Here is a 25,949-nt window from a genome sequence, read left to right as displayed (position 1 = left end):
AACCGAATGCACGTTCTGCATTAATTTTTTTAAAAAAGAGTACCCTCCAATAATAAATGGCCGATACTCTTTTTTGGGATTATTTATTTTTTGTTAATTGCAGTGCTTTTTTAATATCTTTATAGGAATTGGATTTCCCATACATTAAAACGCCGCCTTTATAAACACGTGCTCCAAATATCGCTAATGCGATGATGGTTGCGACAAGGATGCCGATTCCAATGAACGACTCAATGAAGGAAATATTTAGCATTCCAACCCGTAAAAACATAATCATCGGGGTAAAGAATGGAATATAAGATGTAACCGTGATAAAGGTTGAATCCGGCTTCCCGAGCCCAAACATCGCAATCATAAAGCCTCCGACCACAAGCAGGGTCATCGGCGTAATCATCTGCTGCACATCCTCAATCCGGCTAACAAGCGACCCTAAAAAGGCTGCAAGTGTTGCATAAAGAAAATAGCCAAGTATGAAGAAAATAACCGCATAAGTAATCGTTTCAACAGGGATATCTCCAAAACCATAAACACCGAAAAATCCTTCCTTCAAGGATTCCATATTTTGTTTTAATGAGACATAACCGACTGACAGAAAAATAGCAAGCTGGGTAAGGCTTAAAAGACCAATCCCAATAATTTTTGCAAACATCTGCTTGATTGGCGAAACACTTGAAATTAAAATTTCCATGACCCTTGATGATTTTTCGACGGCCACTTCCATGGCAATCATATTCGCATACATAATGACTGAAAAATAAATGATGAAAAGCAGTACATACACTAGTCCTCTTGCTTGATTTAATTCCTCTTCTGTTTTCGCATTTTTCTCGAGGGCGACCTTTTTAAACGATACAGGTTCATAAAGCTTTTGCAGCTGAGCAGGTGTTAACTGAATCTTCGAAGCAGCGAGCATGGTTTTAACCTGCTGAAGACTTGTTTGCAGATCGGTAAAAAGGGCGGAGTCAGCAATACTCATTGCCTTAAAGGAAGCCTCCGGCAATTTTTCCTCATTATAACGCAGCTGAATAATGGCGCTGTAATCCCCTTTTTCAACTGCTTTTTCTGCTTTTTCTAGACTGCCTTTATAAAGGGTAAGCGTAATGTCTTTATTAATTATGCCAACTTGCTTCTTTAAAGGATCATATAGCTGTCCGGTTTCATCTAATACAGCAACCTTCTCTTTTCCATCGTTTTTATCAAATGCATGAATGATATTTTGAATGTTTGTTAAGGCGAGAACTATTACAACCGTTAACAATGTGGTGAAAAAAAAGGATTTTGTTTTTAATTTATTTACATAGGTATGGAATAATATAATCCAAAAACTATTCATAGGAATCCCCTACCTTCTCTATAAAAATATCATTTAAGGAAGGCTCCTCAAGTTCAAATTTACGTATAAATCCTTTGCCGACAATTTCCTTCAAAATCTGTTCAGCTACCATTTCCCCTTCAATCTGAAGATGAATTCCTTGGGCAGTCGCTTTTGCCTTTAACACCCCAGAATGATTTTTTAAAAAGTCCAGTGAAAAATCGGCATGAATGACCAGATTCTTTTTGCCAAACGTGCGTTTAATTTCCTTCAATGAACCATGAACAACAGGGCTGCCCTTGTGCAAAATACATAGATGTTCACACATTTCCTCAACATGCTCCATTCGATGGCTGGAAAACACAATGGTTGCACCGTTTTCCTTTAAGGAGACAACTGCCTCCTTTAAAAGTTCTACATTTACGGGATCAAGGCCACTGAAGGGCTCATCGAGAATTAACAGCTTTGGTTTATGTATAACCGCAGCAATAAATTGAATTTTTTGCTGATTACCTTTTGAAAGCTCTTCAATTTTTTTATTCTCATATTCCGGGATTTTAAAGCGTTCTAGCCAAGTATGTAATTCCTTTACGGCTTCTGCCTTTTGCATCCCTCTAAGACGAGCTAAATAAACTATTTGCTCTCGAACCTTTAGTTTTGGATACAAGCCTCTTTCTTCCGGAAGGTAGCCGACCAAGTGGCTTGTTGAATAATCAATCGCTTTACCATCCCAGGTTATCTTCCCATCAGTTGGTTCAAGCAATCCTAATATCATTCGGAAAGTGGTTGTTTTGCCTGCACCATTAGCCCCTAAAAAACCAAACATCTCTTTTTCCGGTATCATTAGCGATAAATCATTTACTGCAGTAAACCGCCCAAACCGCTTTGACACATTTTTAAGCTGAAGTACCAATTTTCCATCACTCCTTTATCATTAGTACGAAAAAAACGGTGGAATAGTTTCTTTTTTTATTTTGCTAAATTTCAAGAATTATGCAAAAATAATAGTAGCAATCTATTAAATAGGGGGATTTCAGGATGAAAACGTATAAACTAACTGCATTTGAACCAAATGGGGAAAAGATTTTAGATGAAGCCTTCCAAGCGGACCATGATGATGCAGCAAAAGAATTAGGTGCTAAACTATTATCAGAAAAAAACTTACTGGAAAAAACCCATCGTGTCATCTCTCCAAGCGGTAAACTCTTACTATTTCATTCTTAAATCATAACAAAAAAGAAGCCCAAAGGCTTCTTTTTTACATTATTTTCCGATAAAGTTTGGTTGTCTTTTTTCGATAAATGCTTGAATACCTTCTTGATGGTCGTGTGTTTGCCGCATTTTTATTTGCCCATATTTCTCTAATTCTAAAATTTTAAGCAACTGTGGGCGGTTTTTTTCAGCTAAAATCTTTTTCGTTTTAATCATCGCCTGTACAGGGCGGCTTAACCAATCTGAAATTCTCGCTTCCAATGTATTGTCGATATTACCTTCTGCTACCTCTTGAATTAAGCCGAGTGCTAAGGCCTCGTCCGGTTTCATAATTTTACCATCCCAAATAATCTGCTTAGCCTTTACTTCTCCTACCCTTTTCTCTAAAAAGAAATGAGCTCCACCATCAGGGATTAAGCCAATTCCGATGAAATTCATCGCTAATTTGCTAGACTGGTCTGCAATAATATGGTCTGTGGCTAATGCCAAACTAAATCCTAAGCCTGCTGCTGCTCCGGAGACCGCACTAATGGTTAGTTTTGGCATACTGTACAAGGTTACAATTAGTTCGCTAATTGAATCCATGAAAGAGAAAAATTCATTCTCATAGATATTCGATTGCATCATTTTAATATCCCCGCCTGCCGAAAAGGCTCTGCCTTTCCCAGTTAACACGACAATATCAATGTCATCAGAGTCACTGATTTCTTTTAATTTAAAGACTAAGCACTTAATTAAATCGATATCCATTGCATTTAATGTTTCCGGTCTATTTAACTCGACAGTTGCTACCCGGCCATTGACAATTACATTTACTTTTTCAGTTACAAAATGATTCGACAACCTAAAAGCGCCCCCCATTGTTTTCTCAATACGATTATATCGGAAAATGAACAGAATAAAAATAAATTTTCATAATATATGGAATTTTCCTCTTACCTGATTATCTTTATTCTTTTTATTTTTTCGTTTTCCATAATCTCGGGGAACAACCCGTATTCTCTTTAAATAACCGACTAAAATAGTTCGGATCATCGTACCCAATTGCAAAGGCAATTTCACGAACAGTCAACGATGTAGTTGATAATAAATTTTTCGCCTTTTTAATACGAACTTCCGCCAAATATTGGCGAAAAGTTTGTTGTCTTCTCTCGGATAAAATATGGCTAAAATAACTTGGGCTCCTTTGGACAAAGTTGGCTACTTCCTCCAGGCTCAAATCAGAACGACAATAATTTTCATCAATAAAGCGTAGACCTCTTTCTATAAAATCACCTGATGCATTCCCTCTTTGGTTCTGTACTTGCTGAAAAATATCATAAGTAAAAAGAAGCAATTCCTGGACAATTCTAAATAAAACCGGTTCATGTAATATAGTTTGAAAAATCTGCTGATAGTGAATTTCCATCTGATGTTTCTTTTCCAGCTGATATGTTTTCATGAAGCGCCGTAATTGTGCAAGTATACTGGTCAATCGAATACGCAGCAATTCCGGATCAGGATATCCATCTGGAAATTCGGTAAACTTTCCGTACAACCAACGTTTAATCCCTAGCTTGTCTCCTTTTTCAAGCATTTCCATCCATTCCCGTTGCTCGTTTGATGTTAAAAAAGGATCGATATCAAGATACACAGGAGTATTTTTAACTTTTACAATTTGTTGATACCCTACAAAGAATATTGTTTTTAAAGACTGCAATGCTTTTTCATAACTGGCGTGTATCGTTATTGAAGAAAAATTAATCGAAGAAACGACTATAAATAATTTACTACTGTTTCTTCTAATGGCTTCCCTAAATATTCGTTTTCCTTCATCGTAGACCATTTCACCAGTATAATCGGGGAGAAGACAAACAATATGATCTCGTAAAGGCAAAACGTACCTATGGTGAGAGGAGATAGAATCCTGCAGCCATTCTGAAAGCTCTCTTATTTCACTTTTGTCTTCCGGTTGCAAAACCAAAATACCAATAAGATTAGCTCTAAAATCACCTACCTCGAAAAATAAGGAATTATAATATCTTGGCAAAATTTCTTTATCTGTCCATATATCTAGTTCTGATATTTTTTTATTTTTCTTATTGTTTATGACCTTAGAAATCACTAGTCTAACTCGTTCAGGTGATAATGGCTTTAAAAGCAAACCCGATGATTGAATTTGTATTGCTTGCCATGCCCTTTCAAAAACTGCTTCTGTAGTTATGGCGATGATCGCCCCATCAAATTTTTCAATTTTATGCAAAAAGATTTCCCAACCTGTAGAAGGGATCATCTCCAGTTCTACAAGGAGTAAATCCGGTTTAAACTCCTCCAACTCTTTTAATAATGACACCATATCCGAACTTTGATGGATATCCGAAATTCTCATTGAATAGGATTTGACTAGCCATTCAATACCATTCCGTTCCGTTGAATCTCTATCAGCTATTAACAAACGCATTTAATCAACCTTCCACATCAAAGTTTATAATCGATATGTTCATACATATACCATCTATAAAAGAAATTATACTCTGCAAAGTGAATTTCACAAGGAGCTTTGTATGTATCCACTTTTTGGAACAAAACTAGAAAAAGGCCCCCCCCAAAGGTCAGCCTTCCAATTAATGTAGTTTGGTACTACGTCTTACATTTCTTTTTGATTGTTAGTTATGATAGGATTGCTTAAATTAATTTTTTTTCTCATTGGATAATAATAAAGAACCAACGGAACGGCTAGACCCACAATCCAGGCAATATCAGTTCCATCCAATGCTTTGGAAACTGGACCAACATACATGGATGTATTAACGAATGGAACTTCTAGAATGAATGAAATCAAATATGCGATAATGGCAATCCAATTAAATTTCCCATACTGCCCATTTACATCAAAAACATCCCAAACATTGTATTCACCGCGTCGTAAAAGGTAATAATCGATTAAGTTAATGGCCGTCCATGGAACCATAAAATAAGAAAGTAAAAGGATAAAATTCTCAAAATTCGATAAAAAGTTTCCATTTCCCCATATAGCTAATACTGTTCCAATAATGGCTGTAGCAAAAACTAGCCAAAAACGGACATTAGTAGTTGCTTTTAATTTTGTAAATGCCTCCAATGTTGTCGTAATTGACATGAATGCTCCGTAAAGGTTAAGCACATTGACTGCTAAAACCCCCAGCACAATCACCACGTACATAATAACAGCTAATTGCGGTCCGACAAGTTTTGCAAGCCCTAAGCTAGAATTGTCTAGAAATTTTGGAATAAGTGCTGTAAGAATAACTCCTAACGACATCATCCACACTGTTCCGATTACAGTACCGGCATAGGTATAACCAAATGTTTTGGATGAAGGGGTATTACTTGGTAGATATCTTGAATAATCAGCTACATACGGTGCATAGGTTAATTGCCATGTTGCTGCAATACTAACCATTAATAAGAATGTACCTCCTGAAAAATGACCTGGTGCCCATATATGTGCCGGCATTTCAAGTCGAAAAGCCTCAACAGTAACAAAAATAAAAACAATAGCAAAAATGATTGCAAAATATTTCTCCAACTTATGGATTAAATCATAACCAATAAGAGTAATAACAAGTGAGATTATGCTCACTAACACAATGCCCCAGTTAACAGGGATGGAAAATGCACTGCTGATTGCTTGGGCACCGAGCACACCGCTGCTGGCAAAAAAGCCAATATACATCAGAATAACTACAAAAAGTGGAATAACAGCACCAACTACCCCGAATTGGGCACGACTTTGAATCATTTGAGGAATTCCAAGTTTTGGCCCTTGTACAGAATGGGAAGCCATAAAAATCGCCCCAAGCAGGTTTCCCAAAATAACTGCAATAAGTCCCCAAAAAATGCTTAATCCGAATTCAATCGCAAGGGCTCCGGTAACTAGAGTTGTTACCTGCATATTCGCACTGAACCAAATGGTAAATAAATTACGGACACTGCCATGTCTTTCTGATTCAGGAATAAATTCTATCGTACGTTTTTCAATATTCATTTGCTACCCCTCCTAATCACGTTATGGTTATTGAAAAAAAGAAACCAGAATTTTAAGCCTACCCCCTTACTAAGATTCAGTTTAAATGGGAGCGTTTTCAACTCCGTTTTTGGAAATGATTTAAAGCTTTAACCTAATCACAATTTCTTTATATTTATTTTATCTACGATTAGTAAGGTTATATAGAGGATTGTTTTTCAAAAACAATAAAAATTCCGAATACTGCCTTCCATATTATTCTATCCTTTTGATTATTTTCTGGATTTATCTTCGATTTTGTGGATTATTTTTTGATTTTAAAAATAAAGTATAAAATATTGCATCTTTTAAAAGAAAAAGGCCCTTGCAAGTTTTATGCAGGGGACCCTTTTTCCGTGAATATCTCATTTAAGATTTTAATCTTATCTTCTGTATAGGCTTCAAAACTGTCATTATAGGTCTTCGGATCTTTTGGATTAGCAAAGTGAGTGATTTTCCCTGTAACAGGATCCACAAATTTACTAGCAGCACCGCAGCCAAGCCCGATAATCGTCTGCTGCTCCTCCATGATCATAATATTGTAGATGCTTTCCTGATTAGGGAATGAATATCCTACGTTTTCGAGATTGCCGAGAATATTCTTCTGACGGTATAAATAATACGGGACATAGCCATGATCCTCTGTCCAAACTTGCGCAAGCTCCATCATTTTCTCGACTTCAGCGCGTTCGGCAACCTTGTATTTTTCCCGATTCTGAGTCATTTCAGAAGCACGTTTAAAAGATAGAGTATGAACCGTTAAAGATTCCGGCATCAATTTTTCTGTTTCAGCGAGTGAATGGGTAAATTCCGGGAGCCCCTCTCCAGGTAGTCCAATAATCAAATCCATGTTAATATTATTCATCCCCATTTCACGCGCTAAATGAAATTTATCAATGGTTTCTGTTACAGTGTGGTGCCGGCCAATTGCTTTTAAGGTTTCCTGCGTGTATGACTGAGGATTAATGCTAATTCTGTCAATCTTCCACTTTTTCAATACCTCTAACTTCTCCAACGTTATCGTATCAGGGCGTCCCGCTTCGACCGTGATCTCACGAATTTTTTCAATATCAGGGAATGAATCATGCATTTCTTCATAAAGCATGTCCATTTCTTCTGCTGTAATACTCGTAGGCGTCCCTCCGCCATAATATACGGTTGTAATTCGAATTCCTTTATCCTTTAGCCATTGGCCGATTTTTTTCATTTCATAATGAAGCCCACCCAGGAAGGAATCTACTGAACCCTGGCGACCATTGATGGCATAGGCTGGGAAGGTACAGTAAGCACATTTTGTCGGACAAAACGGTATCCCAATATAAATACTGACTTCCTTTTGCAGAGTATATAAATCTGGTACGACTGACAGCTGCCTATCAACAATCTGCTGCATTAAGTTTATCTTTTCATCGGTAATCAGATAATCATCCTTTAACTGCTGATGGGCAAGCTCCTTTGGGATCCCCTCTTGAACTTTACGATGGAGCAGTTTTGTTGGCCTGACACCGGTCAAGATTCCCCATTTTTGAATCATTCCGGTAAAATCCTGCAGCACTGTTAAATATACATGGGCAACAGCATTTTTTATTTGTTTAAAGGTTTCTTTATCTGAAACACCCAGTAGCAGTTCTTTTGCGTATTCTGCCGTCACTTTTTTTCCGGAAAGGCTGATTAATTCAGCCGAGACTGTCACAAATTCGTTTATTTGCATCGAAAACTTTATGCTTATATCTGCTTGTTCATCATATTGTTTTAGAATTAATGATTCTTCAAAAAACAAATTGGCAATCAACTGAAGCGGCCGATCAAATCTTGTATCCTCTAACCCAATAATAGATATTTTCAAAAACAATCACCTCAAATTAAACTTCCTTAAGTGTACAAAATCACTAATTCAAGGTCAATATAATGGAAATCATTGCACAGAAAGATACCAAAGTTATAACCTTGGTACCTTCAAAAATTATTTTTTGATAATATTCATTTTCCTTAAAAATTCAATTGGCTGCTGCTTTCTGAAATGCTCTTTGACCATGTAGGCTACCCCATTCTCATTTTGAGAACGTGTTACCCAGTCCGCAGCTCTCTTTACTTCGTAGCTTGCATTCCACATTGCTACTCCGAGACCCACTTCTTCAATGAGTGGAATATCATCCATTCCTTCGCCGATCACAACCATTTCTTTTTTACTAATCCCTAGTTGTTGACCAAGATAAGTCAATCCACTTAATTTCGAAACTCCTGCAGGAACGATATCTAAACGAAGGGAATCCAGTTCAATCATATCAATTTCTGTGTACATTTTCTCCAGTGCTATTTTTGCATCTTTCAAGTCAGTTTCGGTTTCAAAATAAACTTCAATTTTTGGCGGTGTTACTGGTTGATCATGCAAATATTCGCTTAATGACGGCACAAATTGCTGAGAATAGAAAACAGGATCACCAGAAGTAAAAACTGTTTTTGCTAATAAATTATTGTGCAGCTTTAATTTATTGGCTAATGAAAATTGTTCATGGACAAGCCGAATCTGACATGGGACCGTTTCTAGCAAACGTACAGTGTCATAGGTAATGTCTTCGGTGATTCTTTTCACGTAAATAGGCTTATCTAGTACACTAGATATAAAGGCGCCTTGATGGGTAATTAATGGTGTTTTTATTTTTAAAGCCCTAGCAACTTTACGTGCCGAGGGAAAGCTTCTTGAGGTCACAAGTGTTACATAGATCCCTTTTTGCCCGACATATTCAATGGCTTCCTTTGTTGATTTTTGAATCTTCCCATTTGATTGAAGAAGTGTGCCATCAATATTTAATGCAAGCAAGCGATAAATCATTATGTTGCCCCCTGTTCTTTGGTGAAATTACCCTTATATCACATTTATGTTTTTTTACCAATTTATAGAACAAGGCAGATATTCAAAATAAAAAAGCTTTTGGATTTCTCATCCAAAAGCTCTTTTCTTCCACTACATTTTGCCGTAGAGTTCTTCTAACGGTTTCATAATTAATTGGTTTAATTCCCCGATAATCATACTCATTCTTTGTTCAGCCTGCATGAGACGTGCGATTTTTTCATTTTGCTGTACATGAGCTACCGTTGCTTGGGCCTGTTGTACCTCAGCTTCAGAAATATTTTGTCCCATCATTTGCTTTTGCTGAAGATTCATTTGAATCTCCCGAAATTGATTAAACATTTGTTTCGCTGCCGGGTCAGCATTTACTTCTTTATACATTTGTTTTAATTGTACAAATTCATCACTTTGACGAATGGATGTTTCTAATGCATATGCTGCATCATATAAATTAACAGCCACTTTTTTCCACTCCTTTACCATTCAACAATTACATTCAACTATACCAAATTATGACGGGTAAAGCGAGAATGTCACTAACTCCTATGTCCTTTCTTAGTAAAATCACAATTTGGATTGTATTTACATAGGATACTATATCAGCTAATGCCTATTTCCCCCGTGAAGTTTTACTTTAACCGATTCTTCAGTAAATGAGGAGTGATCATGTCCCTAATCCTAACCAAAATCACCATTACCCCCAGGAAACCCGCCTGCGAGGACGACAATCATATCTATTTGTCGAATCAATTATTTAAAAAATTACATTTACAAAGAGAGCGGGAATTAAATTTATCATTAGGGAAACAAACCATTAAGACAAAAATTCAAACGACCGAAATGGCGGTAAATGAAATATCTCTTTCGGAAGTTTTCATAGAAGATTTTTGCCTACCAGTAAAACATTATAACTTCCAAGCAAAATTTGATGTAGATACTCACACTTTGTTTCTTGGACCGATTATTGGGCTTTTAACCGATTTTAATTTTAAAAACCAGGAAGAACCTAATTTTCGTTCAATCCATACATTTTGTGAGGAGCTTCATCATGGTATTTCGGAAGTGGGCGGATTTTTTTATGTTTTTTCCGATGATGAATTCTCGAATCAAGGTTATTACCTAGAAGAAGGAAAATGGGTTCGAAACAAGCTTCCCTTACCAGATGTGGTCTACAATCGAATTCACTCACGCAAGCGAGAAAAATCAAGCCAATTTGGACGTTTTCGTGAAAAACTTGACCAATTAAAGATCCCCATCTTTAACGACCGATTTCTTTCCAAATGGGATGTATATGAGCAATTAATCCAGAAAAATTCCCTGCATTCCTATATCCCGGAGACACAAATCTTCACGAAGGAAAATCTTGAAGAATTCGTACAAAAATATGATATGGTCTTTATCAAGCCCATCCATGGGAGTCAAGGAAAAAATATTTTCAGATTAACACACGATGAAAACGGATATAGTTTGAAAACTTCTATAAAGGCAGTGTCCAATAAAATTTTAGCTAATGACTCCATCGAAAATATTTATAAACAAATAAAAATGATTCAAGATAATAGAATTTATATTATCCAACAAGGAATTCATCTTATGATGAGAGAATCCTGTCCCATGGACTTTAGAGCCTTATGCCATAAAAATATCGAGAATAATTGGTCTGTTACGTCCCTTGTAGCACGAATTTCTCATGAAGAAGAGTTTGTATCCAATATTGCCAAAGGCGGAAGAATTATGAAGCCACTTCAGGCCTTAAGTAACGGAAATGAAAAGGAAAAGGCCGCTAAGATTATTTTGCAGATGAAAAAACTTTCGATTGATACAGCCACAACCATCAGCCAGTATTCCCCTGGAATTACAGGTGAACTAGGAATCGATATAGGAGTGGACAATGATGGAAAGCTTTGGCTTATTGAAGTGAATTCCAAGCCGTCGAAAAACTTTGAGGATGGGAACAAGAAAATTCGCCCTTCTGCAAAAGCAATTATCCGTTTTTGCACAAAACTTACCTTTGAGCCCCCGCTTAAAAAGGAGGAATAATCTTTGATTGCATTAGGTATTATGACATTGAATATAGATAGTGAGACTTCCTATCTTGATGGAATTGCAGCACAAGCACACTCTTGCGGTATAGAATGTTTCCGCTTTATCCCTTCCCACATCCATCCCCATAGCCTTCAAGTAAAAGGAAAAAAATTCGATTCAGAGATAAACCGTTGGGTAGAATGTGAATTCCCAATCCCAGCCATATTATATGATCGCTGCTTTTACGGGGAGGATGAGCATTCGAGGCAATGTTTGCCTATTGTATCCTGGTTAAAGAGCAGGGATGATATTACCTTCTTAGGATATGGTCTGCCTAATAAATTAGACCTTTACGAAGCATTACGCAGTTCAATTTTATCCGCATATCTACCAAAATCATACCCGTTAGATGATATTACAGGATTGTTAAAAGAACTGAATAAAACAAAGAAAATCATTTTAAAGCCAATTAATGGCTCACAAGGCTATGGCATTTATTATCTTAAAAAGAATGATAAAACCTTCCATGTTAAAACAGAAAAAAATAAAAAAATTATTTCACGTATTTTTCCAAATGATGCCAAATTAATGGCCTGGTTAAAGACCCTCTTGAAGCAGCACAAATACCTATATCAACCATATTTAGAGCTATATAATGATGATTTTCAGCCCTTTGATATCCGCATTTTTATCCAAAAAGACGAAAATGGGATATGGGTTGAACGCGGGAAAGGAGTTCGAGTCGGAACAACCGGCGGAATCCTATCAAACTTAAGTGCCGGCGGTTCAGCCATTGACTTTACTACATGGCTCTCTACCTTACCTGGCCACAATAAAGACTTTATTTGCAGTGAGTTGGAATATATTATTACACATCTTCCCCCCTTACTTGAAAAAGAGTTTTTACCTTTATTTGAAATTGGTGTCGATATTGGACTTGCGAAAAACGGTTCACTATGGATTCTTGATATGAATTCAAAACCCGGAAGAAAGGTCCTCTTACAGACCCGGAAAGACTTAAAAGAAACTCTCGACCTTGCGCCGCTTCTCTATGGAAAATACCTTTCTCAGTCTGATTTACAAGAAAGGAAGAACTTATATGAGAAAACACTATCGAATTGAAATTGCTCCAAACAACCAACAGATTGTTTTCTGTCCCCCTTCCATCTTGAAGGGAGAAGCAATTAATAAAATCGCATTCGGTTCCAAATCAAACGAGGTTCATTTTTTCCCGCATCCTGATAAGAGTGATCGGATTGTTCTTAGTAAGGCCATACAGGAAGCTCTCTCTTTACCTGACCTGGCTGTTCCAATGCATGTCTTTTTAGATAAGCAAACTCTCCATATCGGTCCACTGATTGGGATTTTCACCGCTGGCTTCACCTCTTTTCCTGCACAGCCAATGGGAGAGAGAACACAGCTATTTACAAAGCTTCTATCGGTTAAAAATTCAGGGGCCCTGCCTTTTGTGTTTGGTGAACAACATATAGATTGGGAGCAGGGACTCATTAAGGGGTATTTTTACCATAAAAATGCATGGCAGAACTTTGATGTTCCATTCCCTAATGTCATTTATGACCGTCTTCCCAATCGTAAGAGCGAAAGAAACCCTAAATTAATTAAAGTGAAAGAAAAGCTTCAAAAGGATTATCTAATTCCCTGGTATAATCCGGGTTTTTTCAATAAACTTGATGTGTATGAAAGACTCCAGCAGGATGGTTTAGCAACAAACTTTTTACCCGAAACCATCCCGTTTACATCCTTTTCCTTAATTGAAACGATGCTGGCCAAATATGGCCACGTTTATATCAAGCCAAAAAATGGGAGTCTTGGGTTGGGTGTCCATCAAATTATTTACGATAAACATACGGGCGAGTATTATTGCCGCTATCAGGATGAGGACTTCGTAAATCGACTACGGAAATTCTCAAGTCTTGAAAAATTATTTCCTAATGTTTTTGCCACTCAACGTTTAGATAAAATGCTGGTACAACAGGGAATTCATTTGCTTCGTCACGAGAAACGGCCGGTTGATTTTCGCGTCCACACCAATAAGGATGAAGAAGGAAAATGGCAGGTAACAGCAATTGCTGCAAAAATTGCTGGCCTCGGCAGTGTAACAACCCATAAGAGGAGCGGTGGGGATATTAAAACACTCGAGGAAATTTTCCTTGGGGAAGAAAGTGCACTCTATACCGAAAAACTCTCCCATGCAGCCCTAATGTTAAGTGAAGCCCTGGAACAAAATATCGAAGGTATTATTGGGGAAATTGGCTTCGATTTAGGAATTGACCGGAATGGGGACGTTTGGCTTTTTGAAGCCAATTCAAAACCAGGAAGATCAATCTTCAATCATCCCGATTTAGAGGAATTTGACTTATTAACCCGGAAACTCACCCTTGCATTTGCGATCTTTATTACCGAACAATCCATTTTACATCCTGAGGAATTATTCAAATGAAAATTTACTTTGACCCAGTTACGACACAATGGTATCAAAGTGAGATAGACGGGACCGTCACACTTGGCGGAGAGAAACAGCCGATTTGCTTCAAACAAGCCGCTTCAGATCATTTGAGCTTTGAGTTGGGGATAAAAAATAATCATCTAGGGCCGCTTATTGGGATCATGACAGCTAAAAAAAGAAATGGGTCAATTACCGGAAATGGGCCCCTCTTTATAGAACTCCAAAAAAAGCTTATTTCACACGCTGGAATAAGCTTTATCTTTACATCCGAAGGAGTTCACGATGATTCTATTGAAGGATTTACATTCCTTCCCGCACAGGAGAATTGGATTAAAATTAATGTCCCCTTTCCTGACCTTGTCTATAATCGAATACCTTTTCGAAAAGCTGAACAGGCTGATCAGAGTCAACATGTTTTCCAAATCCTGAAGGAAAAAAACATCCCATTCTTCAACCCATGCTTTATCGACAAATCTGAACTTTATTTCCTCTTTAAAAATCATCCGATTCTCCAAAATTTTTTGCCTGAAACGATTTTAGCATTTCCAAAAAAAGACCTGTTTTTATTTCTTCAAAAACATCGAAATATTTATTTAAAACCTGCTCAATCAGCAAAAGGAAAAGGAATTTACCGATTAAAACTAATTGAAAATAATGAAATCTTCCTTCAGGGCCTAAAAAAAAATGAAAACTTCCCCACTTTTCAAGCCTTTTGGGAGCACTGGGAGCAGGATTTAACCTCAAAGCATTATTTGGCACAAGAAGAGATTGACTCCGCACAATTTGAAGGGAATCGCTTTGATTTTCGAATTCTCGTCCATGCAGTGCAAAATGATTATCAAATTACAGGGATTGGAATTCGCCAATCGTATCATCAAGATCTCACTACCCATGTTCCGCTAGGCGGGAAACTTCTCCCTTATCAGCTCCTCCAAACGAATGAACACGATGAATTTATTCAGACAATCGTCAAGCATGCTGGAAAAGTTCTATCGGATGAGCTTGGGTTTTTTGGCGAATTTTCCATTGATGCGTGCGTCAGCCATTCCGGGAATTATTATCTTTATGAAATCAATTCAAAACCAATGAGTTTTGACGAAACAGAAATAGAAACTAGGAAAATTGAAAAGCTTTGCAGCTTGTTTTACCAAATCACTAATTTTCAACTTTTTTAATATTTCCATAAATTCAGTATTTCCTTCCTCACATGAACAAGGTAAGCTAAAAGGGACAACTTACCTGAGGGGATGATTACCTTGCTCATGCATTTTCAGTTTAAGCCGCTCTTTAAAAATCAAAATATTCCCGGCTGGAGTTTTTCCTTTTACTATAAGAAACAAAGATATACGGGCATTTATAATCAAACAGGAAAAATCGAATGGACTGTTGTACCCCCATTACAAGAAGAGGTTGAATGGTTAACTAGTCAGGTTCACGAGCTTATGCTTTATCATGTTTATGATCACTAATCTTTTCTTTTACGTATGAAAATGAGACCTTTCCACAAACTAATTAGGAGAAAATGGAAAGGGAGCGATAGTCTTGAAAAAGGAAAAAGATAATGCAGCTCAGCAAGATTTGGAATACGAAGGACGTGACCAGGTTTTTCTTGATATCGACCGAATGATGAATGAGGGAATGTCCGGCGGATCTGTTCATGCTCGTTATGATTCCACCAATATTGAAGAAGCCCGTGACCTAAAAGAAGAAGAACCCCCATATGAGGTTGAATAATCTTGGCTGAGCCGTTTTTCGGTTCAGCCTTTTTTTAGCTTTAAACTGTTATAATGAAATAAGGAACTGACAAAAATTTGATACGGGGAAAATAACAATGTTAAATAAATTATTAGCTTTGTATGATGGAGCAGTTTTATTTTCTAAAAAACCTGACCGTCCATCAGAATTATTTCATGTCTTCTATAACCAGCTTGAAAAGGAATGGATTGGTATTCCAAAAGGATGCATAACGGATCAAGAATTCATGCTGCTAAAAACTCTTTATGAATGGATTGAATTCCCTATTATCCCGTCAAGTGATCTTTCAAAACGATGGTATGAATTTTTATTTACAAATGGACAACCTCCATCTTCTAATCATGATATCCAAATCCGATTTATCCATTTCCACTTTAAAGGAAATGACTTGGACCAAACCGAGATTGAATCTGCATTAAAGGGATTTTTTTCGGATGATGTAATCATCATTTGGGAAACTGGTAACAGTGGCATTTTGGTAGAAGAAAAGAACCAAATGTCCCTTCCGGAGAAAGATTTATTTACGATGTCCGAAACCCTTGAAAGTGACTTTTACGCAAAATCATTCTTTTATATTGGGAAATTCACCCCATATACGAAAGACCTTTCATCGCAATTTTTGCGGGAAAAGGAATACTTTACATTCGGGCAAAATCATCTGACAGAAAGCAGCTTTTTTACCTTTCAACGTATTTTTCCAGCCTTTCTAACCGTTCAGCTGCCAAATACACTCCGGGAGATGATTCATCAAGAATTGTCAGGAGTGTTTAATGAAGATCCTGAAATGTATATAACGATTAAAACCTTTCTAGAAAATAACTTAAATGCCAGCTTGACCGCAAAAAAATTATATATTCATCGAAACACGCTTCAATATCGAATCGATAAATTTATCGAAAAAACAGGGATTCAATTAAAGGATTTTTTCGGTGCCTTTACTGTCTTTCTAGCCTGTTTACTCTTCGAACATCAGCCAAAGTAACATACTGCCCAATAAAGCGTTTTCATTTTTTGTGCAACCTGTCTATATCGAATTTTTCCCTTTCTCTGTAAACTGAGATTAGAATAAATCGATTAGGGGAGGCAGTTAAATGGCTGAGTTAAAATTAGACCATATTTATAAAATTTATGATAATAAGGTTACTGCAGTTGAAGACTTTAACCTTCATATTGATGATAAAGAGTTTATCGTTTTCGTAGGTCCTTCCGGCTGTGGGAAATCAACAACGCTTCGTATGATTGCTGGTTTAGAAGAAATTTCAAAGGGAGATTTTTTCATTGATGGCAAGCGAGTGAATGATGTCGCTCCAAAAGATCGTGATATTGCCATGGTATTCCAAAACTATGCATTATATCCGCATATGACCGTTTATGATAATATGGCGTTTGGTTTGAAACTTCGTAAGTTTCCAAAGGATGAGATTGACCGCCGTGTAAAAGAAGCAGCCAAAATCCTAGGTTTGGAGCCTTATTTAACTCGTAAACCAAAAGCACTCTCCGGTGGTCAGCGTCAACGGGTTGCATTAGGTCGTGCAATTGTTCGTGATGCAAAGGTATTCTTAATGGACGAGCCATTATCAAACCTTGATGCTAAGCTTCGTGTTCAAATGCGTGCAGAGATTGCAAAGCTTCATCGTCGACTTAACACCACAACGATTTACGTAACCCATGACCAAACCGAGGCTATGACAATGGCGACTCGCCTTGTCGTCATGAAAGACGGTATTATCCAACAAGTTGGTTCACCAAAGGAAGTTTATGAAAAACCGGAAAATGTTTTTGTTGGCGGTTTTATCGGTTCTCCAGCCATGAACTTCTTAAGTGGGAAGCTTGAGGATGGAAAATTTGTCATTGGCAAAAACTCCATTGCCGTTCCGGAAGGTAAAATGAAATACCTTCGCGAGCAAGGCTATGTCGGAAAATCCATCATTCTAGGGGTCCGTCCGGAAGATATTCATGATGAGCCAGTATTTATTGAAGCTTCTATCGGTACAAAAATTTCTGCAAAAGTGGATGTAGCTGAATTAACTGGTGCGGAATTAATGGTTTATTCATCCATTGGCGAACAGGATTTTGTTGCCAGACTGGATTCACGCGCTGATGTTAAACCAGGAGATACCATTGAACTTGCATTTGATTTAAATAAAGCACATTTCTTTGATGTCGACAACGAATTCCGAATTCGCCCAAACAATGAAAAATAGGTTCTTCTTTGGAATAAGCCCGTTTTATACGGGCTTATTCTTTTATAAATACAACTGTATCAGCTAAACAGGATGGGCATCGATATAGATGAGGGCATTTATTCTCTGAATATGTTTCCGGATACCCATCTTCCATTTTCATTAAATCAATCTCCATATAAGGACTGTAGTCATCATAAAAATCCATCAGTCTTCCACTTTCCAACATAGGAACTCCGCAATTCGTGCATAGTAAGTATACTTCCCGTAATCCATTACATACTGGGCACACCGACATAGCTCTCACCCTTTAAGTTATAAGATGAAATTAGTTTGCTCGTTTTGGAAAACAAAAATGGTGGAATAAACTACCAATCAATCAGTCGCATAAGCTTCTCTTTTTTAAACATAATAGAGAATACAAAGCAACACAGAAACACAAACACACAGAAACACAGAAACATTTCAACGATGGGTTAGGCCGAGGAGGCAATGGTTCAACCATTATGGTTCAATTCCATACTGACCCCAAATTTATTAAGAGGAGTGTTATTCAACTATGGCAAGTAACAACAACTCTAATCAACTTTTAGTACCAGGCGTTCAACAGGCACTTGATCAAATGAAGTATGAAATTGCATCAGAGTTTGGCGTAAATCTTGGAGCAGATACTACTTCTCGTGCAAATGGATCTGTTGGAGGAGAAATCACAAAGCGTCTTGTTGCAATGGCTGAATCTCAACTTGGCGGCGGCGCATTCAACCGTTAATCAAAAGGTAATTTGGTAAATAAAAAAAATAAATAATATGGCTAAGCCCCCTCTTTCGAAGAGGGGGCTTTCATTTTAGACCATTTTTTCTGGTTTAATCCATTCATCAAATTGATCTGGCGAAACATAACCTGTTTTTTCAGCAGCTTCTTTGAGCGTAGTGTTTTCTTTAAATGCCAGTTTAGCTATTTCTGCAGCTTTTTCATAACCGATATGCGGATTTAATGCTGTGACCAGCATTAACGAATTTTCTACATGCTGCCTGATTATCTCCACATTTGCCTCTATTCCTTTTGCACAGTTTTCGTTAAAGGAGCGCATACCGTCAGAAAGTAATGTGATCGACTGAATTAAATCAAAGATAATCATTGGTTTGAACACATTTAATTCAAAGTTCCCCTGACTTGCAGCAAAGCCGATAGCAGCATCATTCCCAAAAATCTGGCAAGCAACCATTGTTAAGGCTTCACTTTGAGTAGGATTTACCTTCCCTGGCATAATCGAACTTCCCGGCTCATTAGCAGGAATAGTGATTTCACCGATACCGCTTCTTGGACCGCTGGCAAGCCATCTTACATCATTGGCTATTTTCATTAAATCGGCTGCAAGAGCTTTTAAAGAGCCGTGAACAAAAACAATTTCATCATGACTGGTTAAAGCCTGAAATTTATTTTGCGAGGAGCGAAAGGGATGCCCCGTCAGCTCTGAAAGTTTTTCAGCCATTTCAGCTCCAAACTCGGGATGTGCGTTGATACCGGTTCCTACTGCTGTACCGCCAATCGCCAGGTCAAGTAAATAATGGCAGGCATCCATGATCATTTTCTCATTTTTTTCAAGCATAGCTCTCCAGCCGCTGATTTCCTGGCCTAATGTTAATGGAGTTGCATCCTGAAGATGAGTCCTCCCAATTTTAACCAATCGCTTAAAGGCATTCTCTTTTTCCTCTAGTGTGTTTTTTAGATCTTGAAGCGAAGGGATTAAGTGCTCAATTAATTTCTTATAAGCGGCAATATGCATCGCGGTTGGGAAGGTATCATTCGAACTTTGTGACATGTTTACATCATCATTAGGATGTATTTTCTCGGCTTTACCCTCCCCATTGAGCTCTTCATTTGCACGATTCGCAATCACTTCATTTACATTCATATTCGTTTGAGTCCCACTTCCTGTCTGCCAGACTGCCAGAGGAAAATGCTCATCATACTTCCCGTTAAGGATGTCATCACATACGCTCTTGATGGCCTCCATTTTTGTTTCATTCAACTTTCCAAGTTGCCCATTTACCATTGAGGCTGCTTTTTTTATGTAGGTTAAAGCATAAACCATTTCTAATGGAATTTTTTCTATTCCAATTTTAAAATTTTCCTTACTGCGCTGTGTTTGTGCCCCCCAGAACTTATCCGCAGGCACATGAACCTCTCCTAGTGTATCCTTTTCAATTCTAAAATTCTCCAAAAAACCCACCTCACTTATTTTTTCCTCTACATATATATTCCCATTCTTATCCATTTTATTTATAAAAGTGTTGGAGGGGGCTAGTGTTAAATTAAAAAACTGCAGACAATTTGTCTGCAGCCTTATGCTTTCACGATGGTATATATAATATAATAGGATAGGATTAAAAAACTTCCGATTGTCAGCACTACAGAATACTCAGACATACACATGTCCCTCCTTATAAATATACTTAAACAATTTTAAGTTATCATAGGAAGCAGCGTAATCCTGTGATAAATATCAACAACTTTATCGTTAGGAAGTGAACTTTTTGTGAACATTTGCCTTTTTGGAGCAACAGGGAGAGTGGGTTCGATTATTTTAGCTAACGCCCTTTCCGACCAACATGATGTACAAGCACTTGTAAGAAATCCAGAAAAACTATCCTTAAAGAAGGATTCCCGGCTATCGATGATCGAGGGGAATGCTTTAGAAGAGAGTAAAATTGCTCAGGTGATCAAAGGGGCGGATGTAGTAGTTAGTGCCTTGAATACGGATGGCATGACTACACTTACTGATTCCATGCCACTGATTATAAAAAATATGAAGAGCGAAGGGATTAAAAGAATCGTAACGATTGGTACTGCCGGAATTCTACAAGTCCGTTCATCACCTCAGCTTTATCGTTTTCAATCAACGGAATCAAAACGAAAAACGACCCGCGATGCTGAGGAACATTTACGTGCTTATTTAATTTTGGAAGAATCAGGCCTTGATTGGACGATTGTCTGCCCAACGTATTTACCGCTTGGTGAAAGAATCGGGCAATACCGCTATGAAAAAGATGTTCTTCCGGAAAATTCGTCGTCAATTTCTGTTTATGATACAGGTGATTTTGCCTATCAGCAATTGTTTCGTGATGAATTTGTTGGCTTTCGAGTTGGGTTAACTTATTAGTTTTTCGTTTGAAGACAAGATCTGGTAAGATTATATGAAAAGTGTCGCCTAAAGGCACTATTGGCGACACTTCCTACTGTTTTTTTAACCAAACTGTCGCTAATATTCCCTATAGGAGACAAAATCTATTGACTTCCCATCTAAACTGTCGCTTAAAACCACAATAGGCGACAAAATTAATCGATTTTCCATACAAACTGTCGCCTATCCCTTATAGCCGACAATATCTTTCGACTTCCATACAAACTGTCGCCTATACCCCTTATAGCCGACAATATCTTTCGACTTTCCATACAAACTGTCGCCTATACCCCTTAAAGCCGACAATATCTTTCGACTTCCATCCATACTGTCACCTACAACCTCCATTGGCGACAAATTTCATTGAAATCCTAACTAAATTGACACCATAAAAAAGGGAACCAACTTGGTCCCCTTTAAATCCTATCCAGCAAGCCCCTCTCCACCCTGCTGGAGCTGGTACATTTGATAGTATTTTCCTTTTAAAGCCATTAAATCATCATGAGAGCCCTGCTCGACAATTTCTCCCCGATCTAAAACAAGAATCTGATTCGCATTTCGGATCGTTGAGAGTCGGTGGGCAATGATAAAAGTGGTCCTCCCCTTTTTCAGAACGTCCATCGCTTCTTGAATCACTGCTTCCGTCTCCGTGTCAATACTGGATGTTGCCTCATCTAAGATCAAAATTGCAGGATTAAAGACAAGTGCCCGGGCAAAGGAAATTAACTGACGCTGGCCACTTGATAACGTACTGCCCTTCTCAATGACGGGTTCATCATAGCCTTTTTCTAAATTCTTAAACACCATTTCAGCGCCTACATCCTTTAAGGCTTTCTCCACTTTTTCCCGCGAAATCCCCGGGTCATCCAGACTTACATTTGAGGCAATCGTTCCCGTAAATAAATACGGATCCTGCAGAACAATCCCCATATGATTTCGAATCGTTTGCCGTGGAATACTTTCAATATCCTTTCCATCTATGGTGATTTTCCCCTTTTGGCAATCGTAAAAACGAAACAGCAAATTCATAATCGAACTCTTTCCTGACCCCGTATGGCCAACGAGCGCTACCGTTTCTCCGTGATTCGCTTCAAAAGTAATATTCTTAAGGACGTATTCCCCTTCTTTATAACCGAAGGAAATGTGATCAAACTTAACGTTTCCTTTGAACCTTGGGATTCGTTCTGCGCTGACATTTTCCCCCGGCTCATCCATGAGCTTGAATACGCGTTCACCTGCAACCAATGCTTGCTCTAAATTCGCCAATTGGTTCACGATTCCTTGAACAGGCTGGAACAGCCGATTCACATAGTCAACAAACGCATATAGCATACCAAGGGAGATGACCGTAGAAGGTGTCAGTGACTGGCCGCCAAAGTACCAAATAAAAGCGACAAACACAAGATTTCGTAAAATCCCCACAAGATTATGGGAAGTGAGTGAATTTAAACTTAACAATTTGTTTTGAAATTTAAAATGCTCCTGATTTAATTTTTCAAAATCAGCTTGCGTATCGTTTTCCCGGTTAAACGCTTGAATAATATTCATTCCCTGAATCGATTCATTAACCATTGCATTAATATCACTATTTCTTGAGCGAATAACCCGATTATATTTCGAGGCATATTTCCGATACACCAACATCCAGGCATATAGAATCGGTAATAATAACAGACAAATTGCAGCAAGCTTTACATTTAAGATAAACAGGGCAATATAGATGCCTGTAATATAAATAGCACTTGTAAAAAAGGTTGCCAATACCGTTACATATAGCTCACGGATGGCTTCTGTATCATTGGTAATTCGGGCCACCACTTTTCCCGCTGGAAGGTTATCAAAATATTGAATGGGCAGCCGCTGAATATGACCATACACATCCTCACGCATTTTTTGGATAATGCGGTTGGCTGACTTTTGCAAGAAAAGTTTTTCACCATATTGAAAAAGGGCCGATACCACCAATAATCCGAAATAAATAAGGATTAATTGAAAAATCCCCGGAATTTCGGGCTGATAAAAGGCAAGTAATTCACGGCCTTTAATCGTTTCTGCCTTGTATTCTGCTTTTTCATTCCCTTTTTTAATGGTTAAGAGTTCATTCTTAAAACTTCTTTTTCCATCAAAATCAATCTTTTGTTCGGTAAATACAAATTTTGAACCGATTTGAAGTATACGGACGTGTTTCCCTTTTTGTTCACCAGCCGAAAAATACTTCTCCCGTTTATAATATTTTTCGTGATAATTTACTGCCATTTTCCCTTTAGTGGTTTCATACCAATTTGATTCGATCCCCAATATATGCTGATCAATAATCGTCTTTGCAATAAACGGACCTGCCAAATCTGCCGCGACAGAAATCGTCAGCATCAACAGGGCAGCAATAATGATTTTTTTATACGCAAGCGCATATTGGATTAATCTTCTACCTGTAGTCATGCTGACACCTCCTCTTCGGCTTTGTTTTCAACTTGCTGGCGAATGAATTGTTCCTTATACCAGCCGTTTTGCTGCATGAGTTGTTCGTGTGTCCCTTCTTCTACGATGCTGCCTTCAGCAAGGACAATGATATGATCCGCATGCTGGACAGCTGACATTCGGTGGGTTGTAATAATCGTGGTTTTATCCTGCCTAACTTTGCGGATATTCTCAATAATTTTTTTCTCCGTCTTGGCATCCACAGCTGATAAGGAATCGTCCAGAATAAGGATTTCCGGTTTTTTAATCAGGGCTCTGGCAATCGAAATTCTTTGCTTCTGCCCTCCTGAAAGAGCAACCCCTTTTTCGCCAACAAGTGTATTTAACCCATCTGGCAGCATTTGCAAATCCTTTCGGAAAGCCGCAAGCTCAATCGCTTCCTCTAAATCCAAATCATTTGCCTCTTTATTTCCGAATAGAATATTCTCTTTTACACTTCTAGAAAATAGAATATGATCCTGTGGCACATACCCAATCCAATTACGAACCTGAGCTAAGCTCAATTCTTCTATAGATGTCCCGGAAATGAATAAATCACCTGTCCCGAGCGGGTATTGCCTTAAAAGCTGTTTAATAAAGGTCGTTTTGCCACTGCCGGTCTTTCCGACAATTCCAAGGGTTTGACCTTGGAGCAATTGAAGAGTGATATTTTGCAGGTTATTAAATTTCGAAGAAGGATAACGAAAGTTTACCTCCTTATATTGAAGTGAGTCGGTTGAAAGAATCTCCTTTGGCTGTAGAGGATTTCCTACCTCTTCACGATAAGAAAGTGTTTCATTTACACGGTCAAGTGAAGCATTTCCCCTTTGCATCACATTAATTAACTCTCCGATGGCGAACATCGGCCAAATCAGCATTCCAAGATATACATTAAAAGATACAAGGTCCCCCAATGTAATGGCCTGATGGAACACTAAATAGGTGCCATACCCAATTCCTATTAAATAACTGATCCCAACTAAAACCTTGATGGTTGGGTCGAATAAGGAATCAATCTTTGCTACTTTAATATTTTTATAAAAAACATCTTCGGTTAATTGATGGAATCTTGCTGCATCAGCTTTTTCCTGTACATATGCACGAATAACCCGGACTCCGGCAACAGATTCAAGGACGCGGTCGTTTAACTCTCCAAAGGCATCCTGAGCTTCCATAAAACGGGTGTGTATCCTTTTTCCATAAATCTGCATCAGCACTGCCATAACTGGTAGAGGAATAATTGCAGCCAAGGTTAATTCCCAGCTGATGAAAAAGCCCATCGTCAGGAGGAGGGTCAGCATCCAGGCACTGGAATCCACCAAAGTAAGAATCCCGAAACCCGCTGTTATGGAAATGGCCTTTAGGTCATTCGTTGCCCGGGCCATCAGGTCTCCTGTGCGATTTTTCTCATAAAATGCCGGAGTCATTTTTAAAAGATGCCTCATAAACTTGGATCGTAGTTTTCTTTCTACCAGGAAGGCACCGCCGAATAATTGATACTGCCAAACATAGGTAATTCCATAGGATGAAACCATAATCACTAATAGAATTCCTAGGTATTGTAAAATTTTATTTTTACTCATTTCACCAAAATGAATATCATCTATCGCCATTCCAATTAATTTGGGTGGGAGTACATCCAATATACCGACGAAAATTAATAGAAAGATTGCTATAGTATACCTTTTCCTGTTTTCTTTAAAAAACCAGCTTAATTTTTTTAACACCGAAAACATTGATGTATTCCTCCTTTTATTGTTTAACTAACCACCATCTAGCTCACCTTTGTCATCTGCAAGTCTAACTCCTCCAAATATAATCATTCCAATTTCCTCCTATCTTTTTAATAAAAATAAAAAGAGGCATACCGCTGTTGTGCAGTATGCCTCTGATTAAAAAAAGAGACAAAAAAACACACATTACGCATCGGAAAAGAAACGTAACCTGTGTTGTTCGTAAAAAATTCAATCAAAGGAAAGGATTATTTAGTGATCCTACTTGGACAGGTTACATTAAAATATTCAATTTTTACTGACATTTGATTTAATCCAATCATGTTCATTTTGTAACCCTCCTTTTCCTTTTTTTTCTTCCTCTGTTAGATTATCACCAGTTTATTCCAAAGTCAATTCCCATTTTTTAGAATGTTTCAGCCCAGACAGCGGTTCCATAGGCAATAATTTCAGAGGCCCCCTGCATAACAGAACAGGTTTCCAGTCTCATCGCAATAATCGCATTTGCGCCCATTTCTTCTGCTTCTATAATCATTCTTTCAATCGCTTTTTGCCTTGCCTCATTTAACATGTCTGTATACTCTTTGATTTCGCCACCAACAATTGTTTTTAATCCTGCCATTAAATCCTTTCCAATATGCTTGGACTGTACGGTACTTCCCTTTACCAACCCTAATAATTCCTTTATTTCCCAACCAGGTAAGGTATCCGATGTTACAACCATCATCCTAATCACCCCTATCATA

Annotated in this window: 24 protein-coding genes; 11 read left to right on the top strand and 13 right to left on the bottom strand. The window is 37.9% G+C overall.

The genetic code is table 11. The annotated features are described in order from the left end of the window. Positions 1–79: 79 nt before the first annotated feature. Both M028_RS0114205 and M028_RS0114200 read right to left on the bottom strand, forming a co-directional pair. A complete protein-coding gene (locus M028_RS0114205; RefSeq protein ID WP_026574448.1) occupies positions 80–1,333 on the bottom strand; it encodes an ABC transporter permease in 1,254 nt (417 codons plus the stop codon). Continuing rightward, positions 1,326–2,225, bottom strand: coding sequence for an ABC transporter ATP-binding protein (locus tag M028_RS0114200; protein WP_026574447.1), 900 nt, complete (start codon positions 2,223–2,225; stop codon positions 1,326–1,328). Before M028_RS0114200 ends, M028_RS0114205 begins: the two co-directional genes overlap by 8 nt. Positions 2,226–2,350: 125 nt before the next feature. Between M028_RS0114200 and M028_RS0114195 the strand changes: the two genes are divergently transcribed. Beyond that, positions 2,351–2,536, top strand: coding sequence for a YhzD family protein (locus M028_RS0114195; protein WP_026574446.1), 186 nt, complete (start codon positions 2,351–2,353; stop codon positions 2,534–2,536). 39 nt (positions 2,537–2,575) lie between these two features. On the opposite strand, the gene M028_RS0114190 is transcribed toward M028_RS0114195, so the two are convergent. The 6 genes from M028_RS0114190 to M028_RS0114165 all read right to left on the bottom strand — a co-directional run bounded on the left by M028_RS0114190 (position 2,576) and on the right by M028_RS0114165 (position 9,861). After that, entirely contained in the window at positions 2,576–3,367 is a 792-nt protein-coding gene (locus M028_RS0114190; protein ID WP_026574445.1) for an enoyl-CoA hydratase, read from the bottom strand. Positions 3,368–3,482: 115 nt separating this feature from the next. After that, positions 3,483–4,964, bottom strand: coding sequence for a helix-turn-helix domain-containing protein (locus M028_RS0114185; RefSeq protein ID WP_026574444.1), 1,482 nt, complete (start codon positions 4,962–4,964; stop codon positions 3,483–3,485). 186 nt (positions 4,965–5,150) lie between these two features. Further along, positions 5,151–6,530, bottom strand: a complete 1,380-nt coding sequence (locus M028_RS0114180; protein WP_026574443.1) for a purine-cytosine permease family protein — start codon at positions 6,528–6,530, stop codon at positions 5,151–5,153. Between the two features lie 352 nt (positions 6,531–6,882). Continuing rightward, positions 6,883–8,394: a coproporphyrinogen III oxidase gene (locus M028_RS0114175; protein ID WP_026574442.1), complete on the bottom strand. Its 1,512-nt coding sequence runs from the start codon at positions 8,392–8,394 to the stop codon at positions 6,883–6,885. Positions 8,395–8,511: 117 nt separating this feature from the next. Then, the gene (locus M028_RS0114170) at positions 8,512–9,381 is read right to left on the bottom strand and encodes a Cof-type HAD-IIB family hydrolase (RefSeq protein WP_026574441.1); all 870 of its coding nucleotides are present in this window, start codon (positions 9,379–9,381) and stop codon (positions 8,512–8,514) included. A gap of 132 nt (positions 9,382–9,513) precedes the next feature. Beyond that, positions 9,514–9,861, bottom strand: a complete 348-nt coding sequence (locus tag M028_RS0114165) for a YlbF family regulator (RefSeq protein WP_026574440.1) — start codon at positions 9,859–9,861, stop codon at positions 9,514–9,516. Between the two features lie 204 nt (positions 9,862–10,065). Between M028_RS0114165 and M028_RS30050 the strand changes: the two genes are divergently transcribed. The 8 genes from M028_RS30050 (at position 10,066) to M028_RS0114125 (ending at position 17,850) form a co-directional block, all read left to right on the top strand. Continuing rightward, positions 10,066–11,439: a YheC/YheD family endospore coat-associated protein gene (locus tag M028_RS30050; RefSeq protein ID WP_035424154.1), complete on the top strand. Its 1,374-nt coding sequence runs from the start codon at positions 10,066–10,068 to the stop codon at positions 11,437–11,439. A gap of 3 nt (positions 11,440–11,442) precedes the next feature. After that, entirely contained in the window at positions 11,443–12,546 is a 1,104-nt protein-coding gene (locus tag M028_RS0114155; protein WP_026574439.1) for a YheC/YheD family endospore coat-associated protein, read from the top strand. Further along, positions 12,524–13,885, top strand: coding sequence for a YheC/YheD family endospore coat-associated protein (locus tag M028_RS0114150; protein ID WP_026574438.1), 1,362 nt, complete (start codon positions 12,524–12,526; stop codon positions 13,883–13,885). The genes M028_RS0114155 and M028_RS0114150 overlap by 23 nt, the downstream gene beginning before the upstream one ends. Beyond that, complete coding sequence (locus M028_RS0114145; RefSeq protein ID WP_035424153.1) at positions 13,882–15,066, top strand: YheC/YheD family endospore coat-associated protein; 1,185 nt, start codon at positions 13,882–13,884, stop codon at positions 15,064–15,066. Before M028_RS0114150 ends, M028_RS0114145 begins: the two co-directional genes overlap by 4 nt. 81 nt (positions 15,067–15,147) lie before the next feature. Then, entirely contained in the window at positions 15,148–15,360 is a 213-nt protein-coding gene (locus M028_RS0114140) for a YheE family protein (RefSeq protein ID WP_026574436.1), read from the top strand. 73 nt (positions 15,361–15,433) lie between these two features. Then, the gene (locus tag M028_RS0114135; protein WP_026574435.1) at positions 15,434–15,625 is read left to right on the top strand and encodes a hypothetical protein; all 192 of its coding nucleotides are present in this window, start codon (positions 15,434–15,436) and stop codon (positions 15,623–15,625) included. A 97-nt stretch (positions 15,626–15,722) separates the two neighbouring features. Then, on the top strand, positions 15,723–16,628 hold the full coding sequence (locus tag M028_RS30045; protein ID WP_051591045.1) for a PucR family transcriptional regulator: 906 nt from the start codon (positions 15,723–15,725) through the stop codon (positions 16,626–16,628). A gap of 109 nt (positions 16,629–16,737) precedes the next feature. Further along, complete coding sequence (locus M028_RS0114125; protein ID WP_026574434.1) at positions 16,738–17,850, top strand: ABC transporter ATP-binding protein; 1,113 nt, start codon at positions 16,738–16,740, stop codon at positions 17,848–17,850. Between the two features lie 34 nt (positions 17,851–17,884). Here M028_RS0114125 and M028_RS34080 read toward each other — a convergent pair whose 3' ends face one another. Beyond that, entirely contained in the window at positions 17,885–18,127 is a 243-nt protein-coding gene (locus M028_RS34080) for a hypothetical protein (protein ID WP_026574433.1), read from the bottom strand. A 261-nt stretch (positions 18,128–18,388) separates the two neighbouring features. Here M028_RS34080 and M028_RS0114115 point away from each other — a divergent pair, with 261 nt between their 5' ends. Beyond that, positions 18,389–18,598, top strand: a complete 210-nt coding sequence (locus tag M028_RS0114115; RefSeq protein ID WP_026574432.1) for an alpha/beta-type small acid-soluble spore protein — start codon at positions 18,389–18,391, stop codon at positions 18,596–18,598. Between the two features lie 75 nt (positions 18,599–18,673). Here M028_RS0114115 and fumC read toward each other — a convergent pair whose 3' ends face one another. Further along, entirely contained in the window at positions 18,674–20,053 is a 1,380-nt protein-coding gene (fumC, locus tag M028_RS0114110) for a class II fumarate hydratase (RefSeq protein ID WP_026574431.1), read from the bottom strand. Between the two features lie 315 nt (positions 20,054–20,368). Here fumC and M028_RS0114100 point away from each other — a divergent pair, with 315 nt between their 5' ends. Then, positions 20,369–20,992, top strand: coding sequence for an NAD(P)-dependent oxidoreductase (locus M028_RS0114100; RefSeq protein ID WP_026574430.1), 624 nt, complete (start codon positions 20,369–20,371; stop codon positions 20,990–20,992). A gap of 444 nt (positions 20,993–21,436) precedes the next feature. Here M028_RS0114100 and M028_RS0114090 read toward each other — a convergent pair whose 3' ends face one another. The 3 genes from M028_RS0114090 to M028_RS0114075 all read right to left on the bottom strand — a co-directional run bounded on the left by M028_RS0114090 (position 21,437) and on the right by M028_RS0114075 (position 25,930). After that, positions 21,437–23,452, bottom strand: a complete 2,016-nt coding sequence (locus tag M028_RS0114090; protein ID WP_026574429.1) for an ABC transporter ATP-binding protein — start codon at positions 23,450–23,452, stop codon at positions 21,437–21,439. Next, positions 23,449–25,206, bottom strand: a complete 1,758-nt coding sequence (locus M028_RS0114085; protein WP_026574428.1) for an ABC transporter ATP-binding protein — start codon at positions 25,204–25,206, stop codon at positions 23,449–23,451. The genes M028_RS0114090 and M028_RS0114085 overlap by 4 nt, the downstream gene beginning before the upstream one ends. A 403-nt stretch (positions 25,207–25,609) precedes the next feature. Further along, the gene (locus tag M028_RS0114075; protein WP_026574427.1) at positions 25,610–25,930 is read right to left on the bottom strand and encodes a YbjQ family protein; all 321 of its coding nucleotides are present in this window, start codon (positions 25,928–25,930) and stop codon (positions 25,610–25,612) included. Between the last annotated feature and the right edge of the window lie 19 nt (positions 25,931–25,949).

This window comes from Bacillus sp. UNC438CL73TsuS30 (assembly GCF_000482325.1).
GTDB lineage: Bacteria > Bacillota > Bacilli > Bacillales > Cytobacillaceae > Neobacillus.
Note: the sequence above shows the minus strand (reverse complement) of the source record. Positions and strands in the feature narration are given on the sequence as shown.

What these genes read in the sequence shown, in the direction of transcription:
- M028_RS0114195 (WP_026574446.1), top strand. Translation starts at nt 2,351, where the DNA reads ATGAAAACGTATAAACTAACTGCATTTGAACCAAATGGGGAAAAGATT.
- M028_RS0114125 (WP_026574434.1), top strand. Translation starts at nt 16,738, where the DNA reads ATGGCTGAGTTAAAATTAGACCATATTTATAAAATTTATGATAATAAG.
- M028_RS0114085 (WP_026574428.1), bottom strand. Translation starts at nt 25,206, where the DNA reads ATGTTTTCGGTGTTAAAAAAATTAAGCTGGTTTTTTAAAGAAAACAGG.
- M028_RS0114115 (WP_026574432.1), top strand. Translation starts at nt 18,389, where the DNA reads ATGGCAAGTAACAACAACTCTAATCAACTTTTAGTACCAGGCGTTCAA.
- M028_RS30050 (WP_035424154.1), top strand. Translation starts at nt 10,066, where the DNA reads ATGTCCCTAATCCTAACCAAAATCACCATTACCCCCAGGAAACCCGCC.
- M028_RS30045 (WP_051591045.1), top strand. Translation starts at nt 15,723, where the DNA reads ATGTTAAATAAATTATTAGCTTTGTATGATGGAGCAGTTTTATTTTCT.
- M028_RS0114150 (WP_026574438.1), top strand. Translation starts at nt 12,524, where the DNA reads ATGAGAAAACACTATCGAATTGAAATTGCTCCAAACAACCAACAGATT.
- M028_RS0114090 (WP_026574429.1), bottom strand. Translation starts at nt 23,452, where the DNA reads ATGACTACAGGTAGAAGATTAATCCAATATGCGCTTGCGTATAAAAAA.
- M028_RS34080 (WP_026574433.1), bottom strand. Translation starts at nt 18,127, where the DNA reads ATGTCGGTGTGCCCAGTATGTAATGGATTACGGGAAGTATACTTACTA.
- M028_RS0114170 (WP_026574441.1), bottom strand. Translation starts at nt 9,381, where the DNA reads ATGATTTATCGCTTGCTTGCATTAAATATTGATGGCACACTTCTTCAA.
- M028_RS0114205 (WP_026574448.1), bottom strand. Translation starts at nt 1,333, where the DNA reads ATGAATAGTTTTTGGATTATATTATTCCATACCTATGTAAATAAATTA.
- M028_RS0114185 (WP_026574444.1), bottom strand. Translation starts at nt 4,964, where the DNA reads ATGCGTTTGTTAATAGCTGATAGAGATTCAACGGAACGGAATGGTATT.
- M028_RS0114145 (WP_035424153.1), top strand. Translation starts at nt 13,882, where the DNA reads ATGAAAATTTACTTTGACCCAGTTACGACACAATGGTATCAAAGTGAG.
- M028_RS0114180 (WP_026574443.1), bottom strand. Translation starts at nt 6,530, where the DNA reads ATGAATATTGAAAAACGTACGATAGAATTTATTCCTGAATCAGAAAGA.
- M028_RS0114075 (WP_026574427.1), bottom strand. Translation starts at nt 25,930, where the DNA reads ATGATGGTTGTAACATCGGATACCTTACCTGGTTGGGAAATAAAGGAA.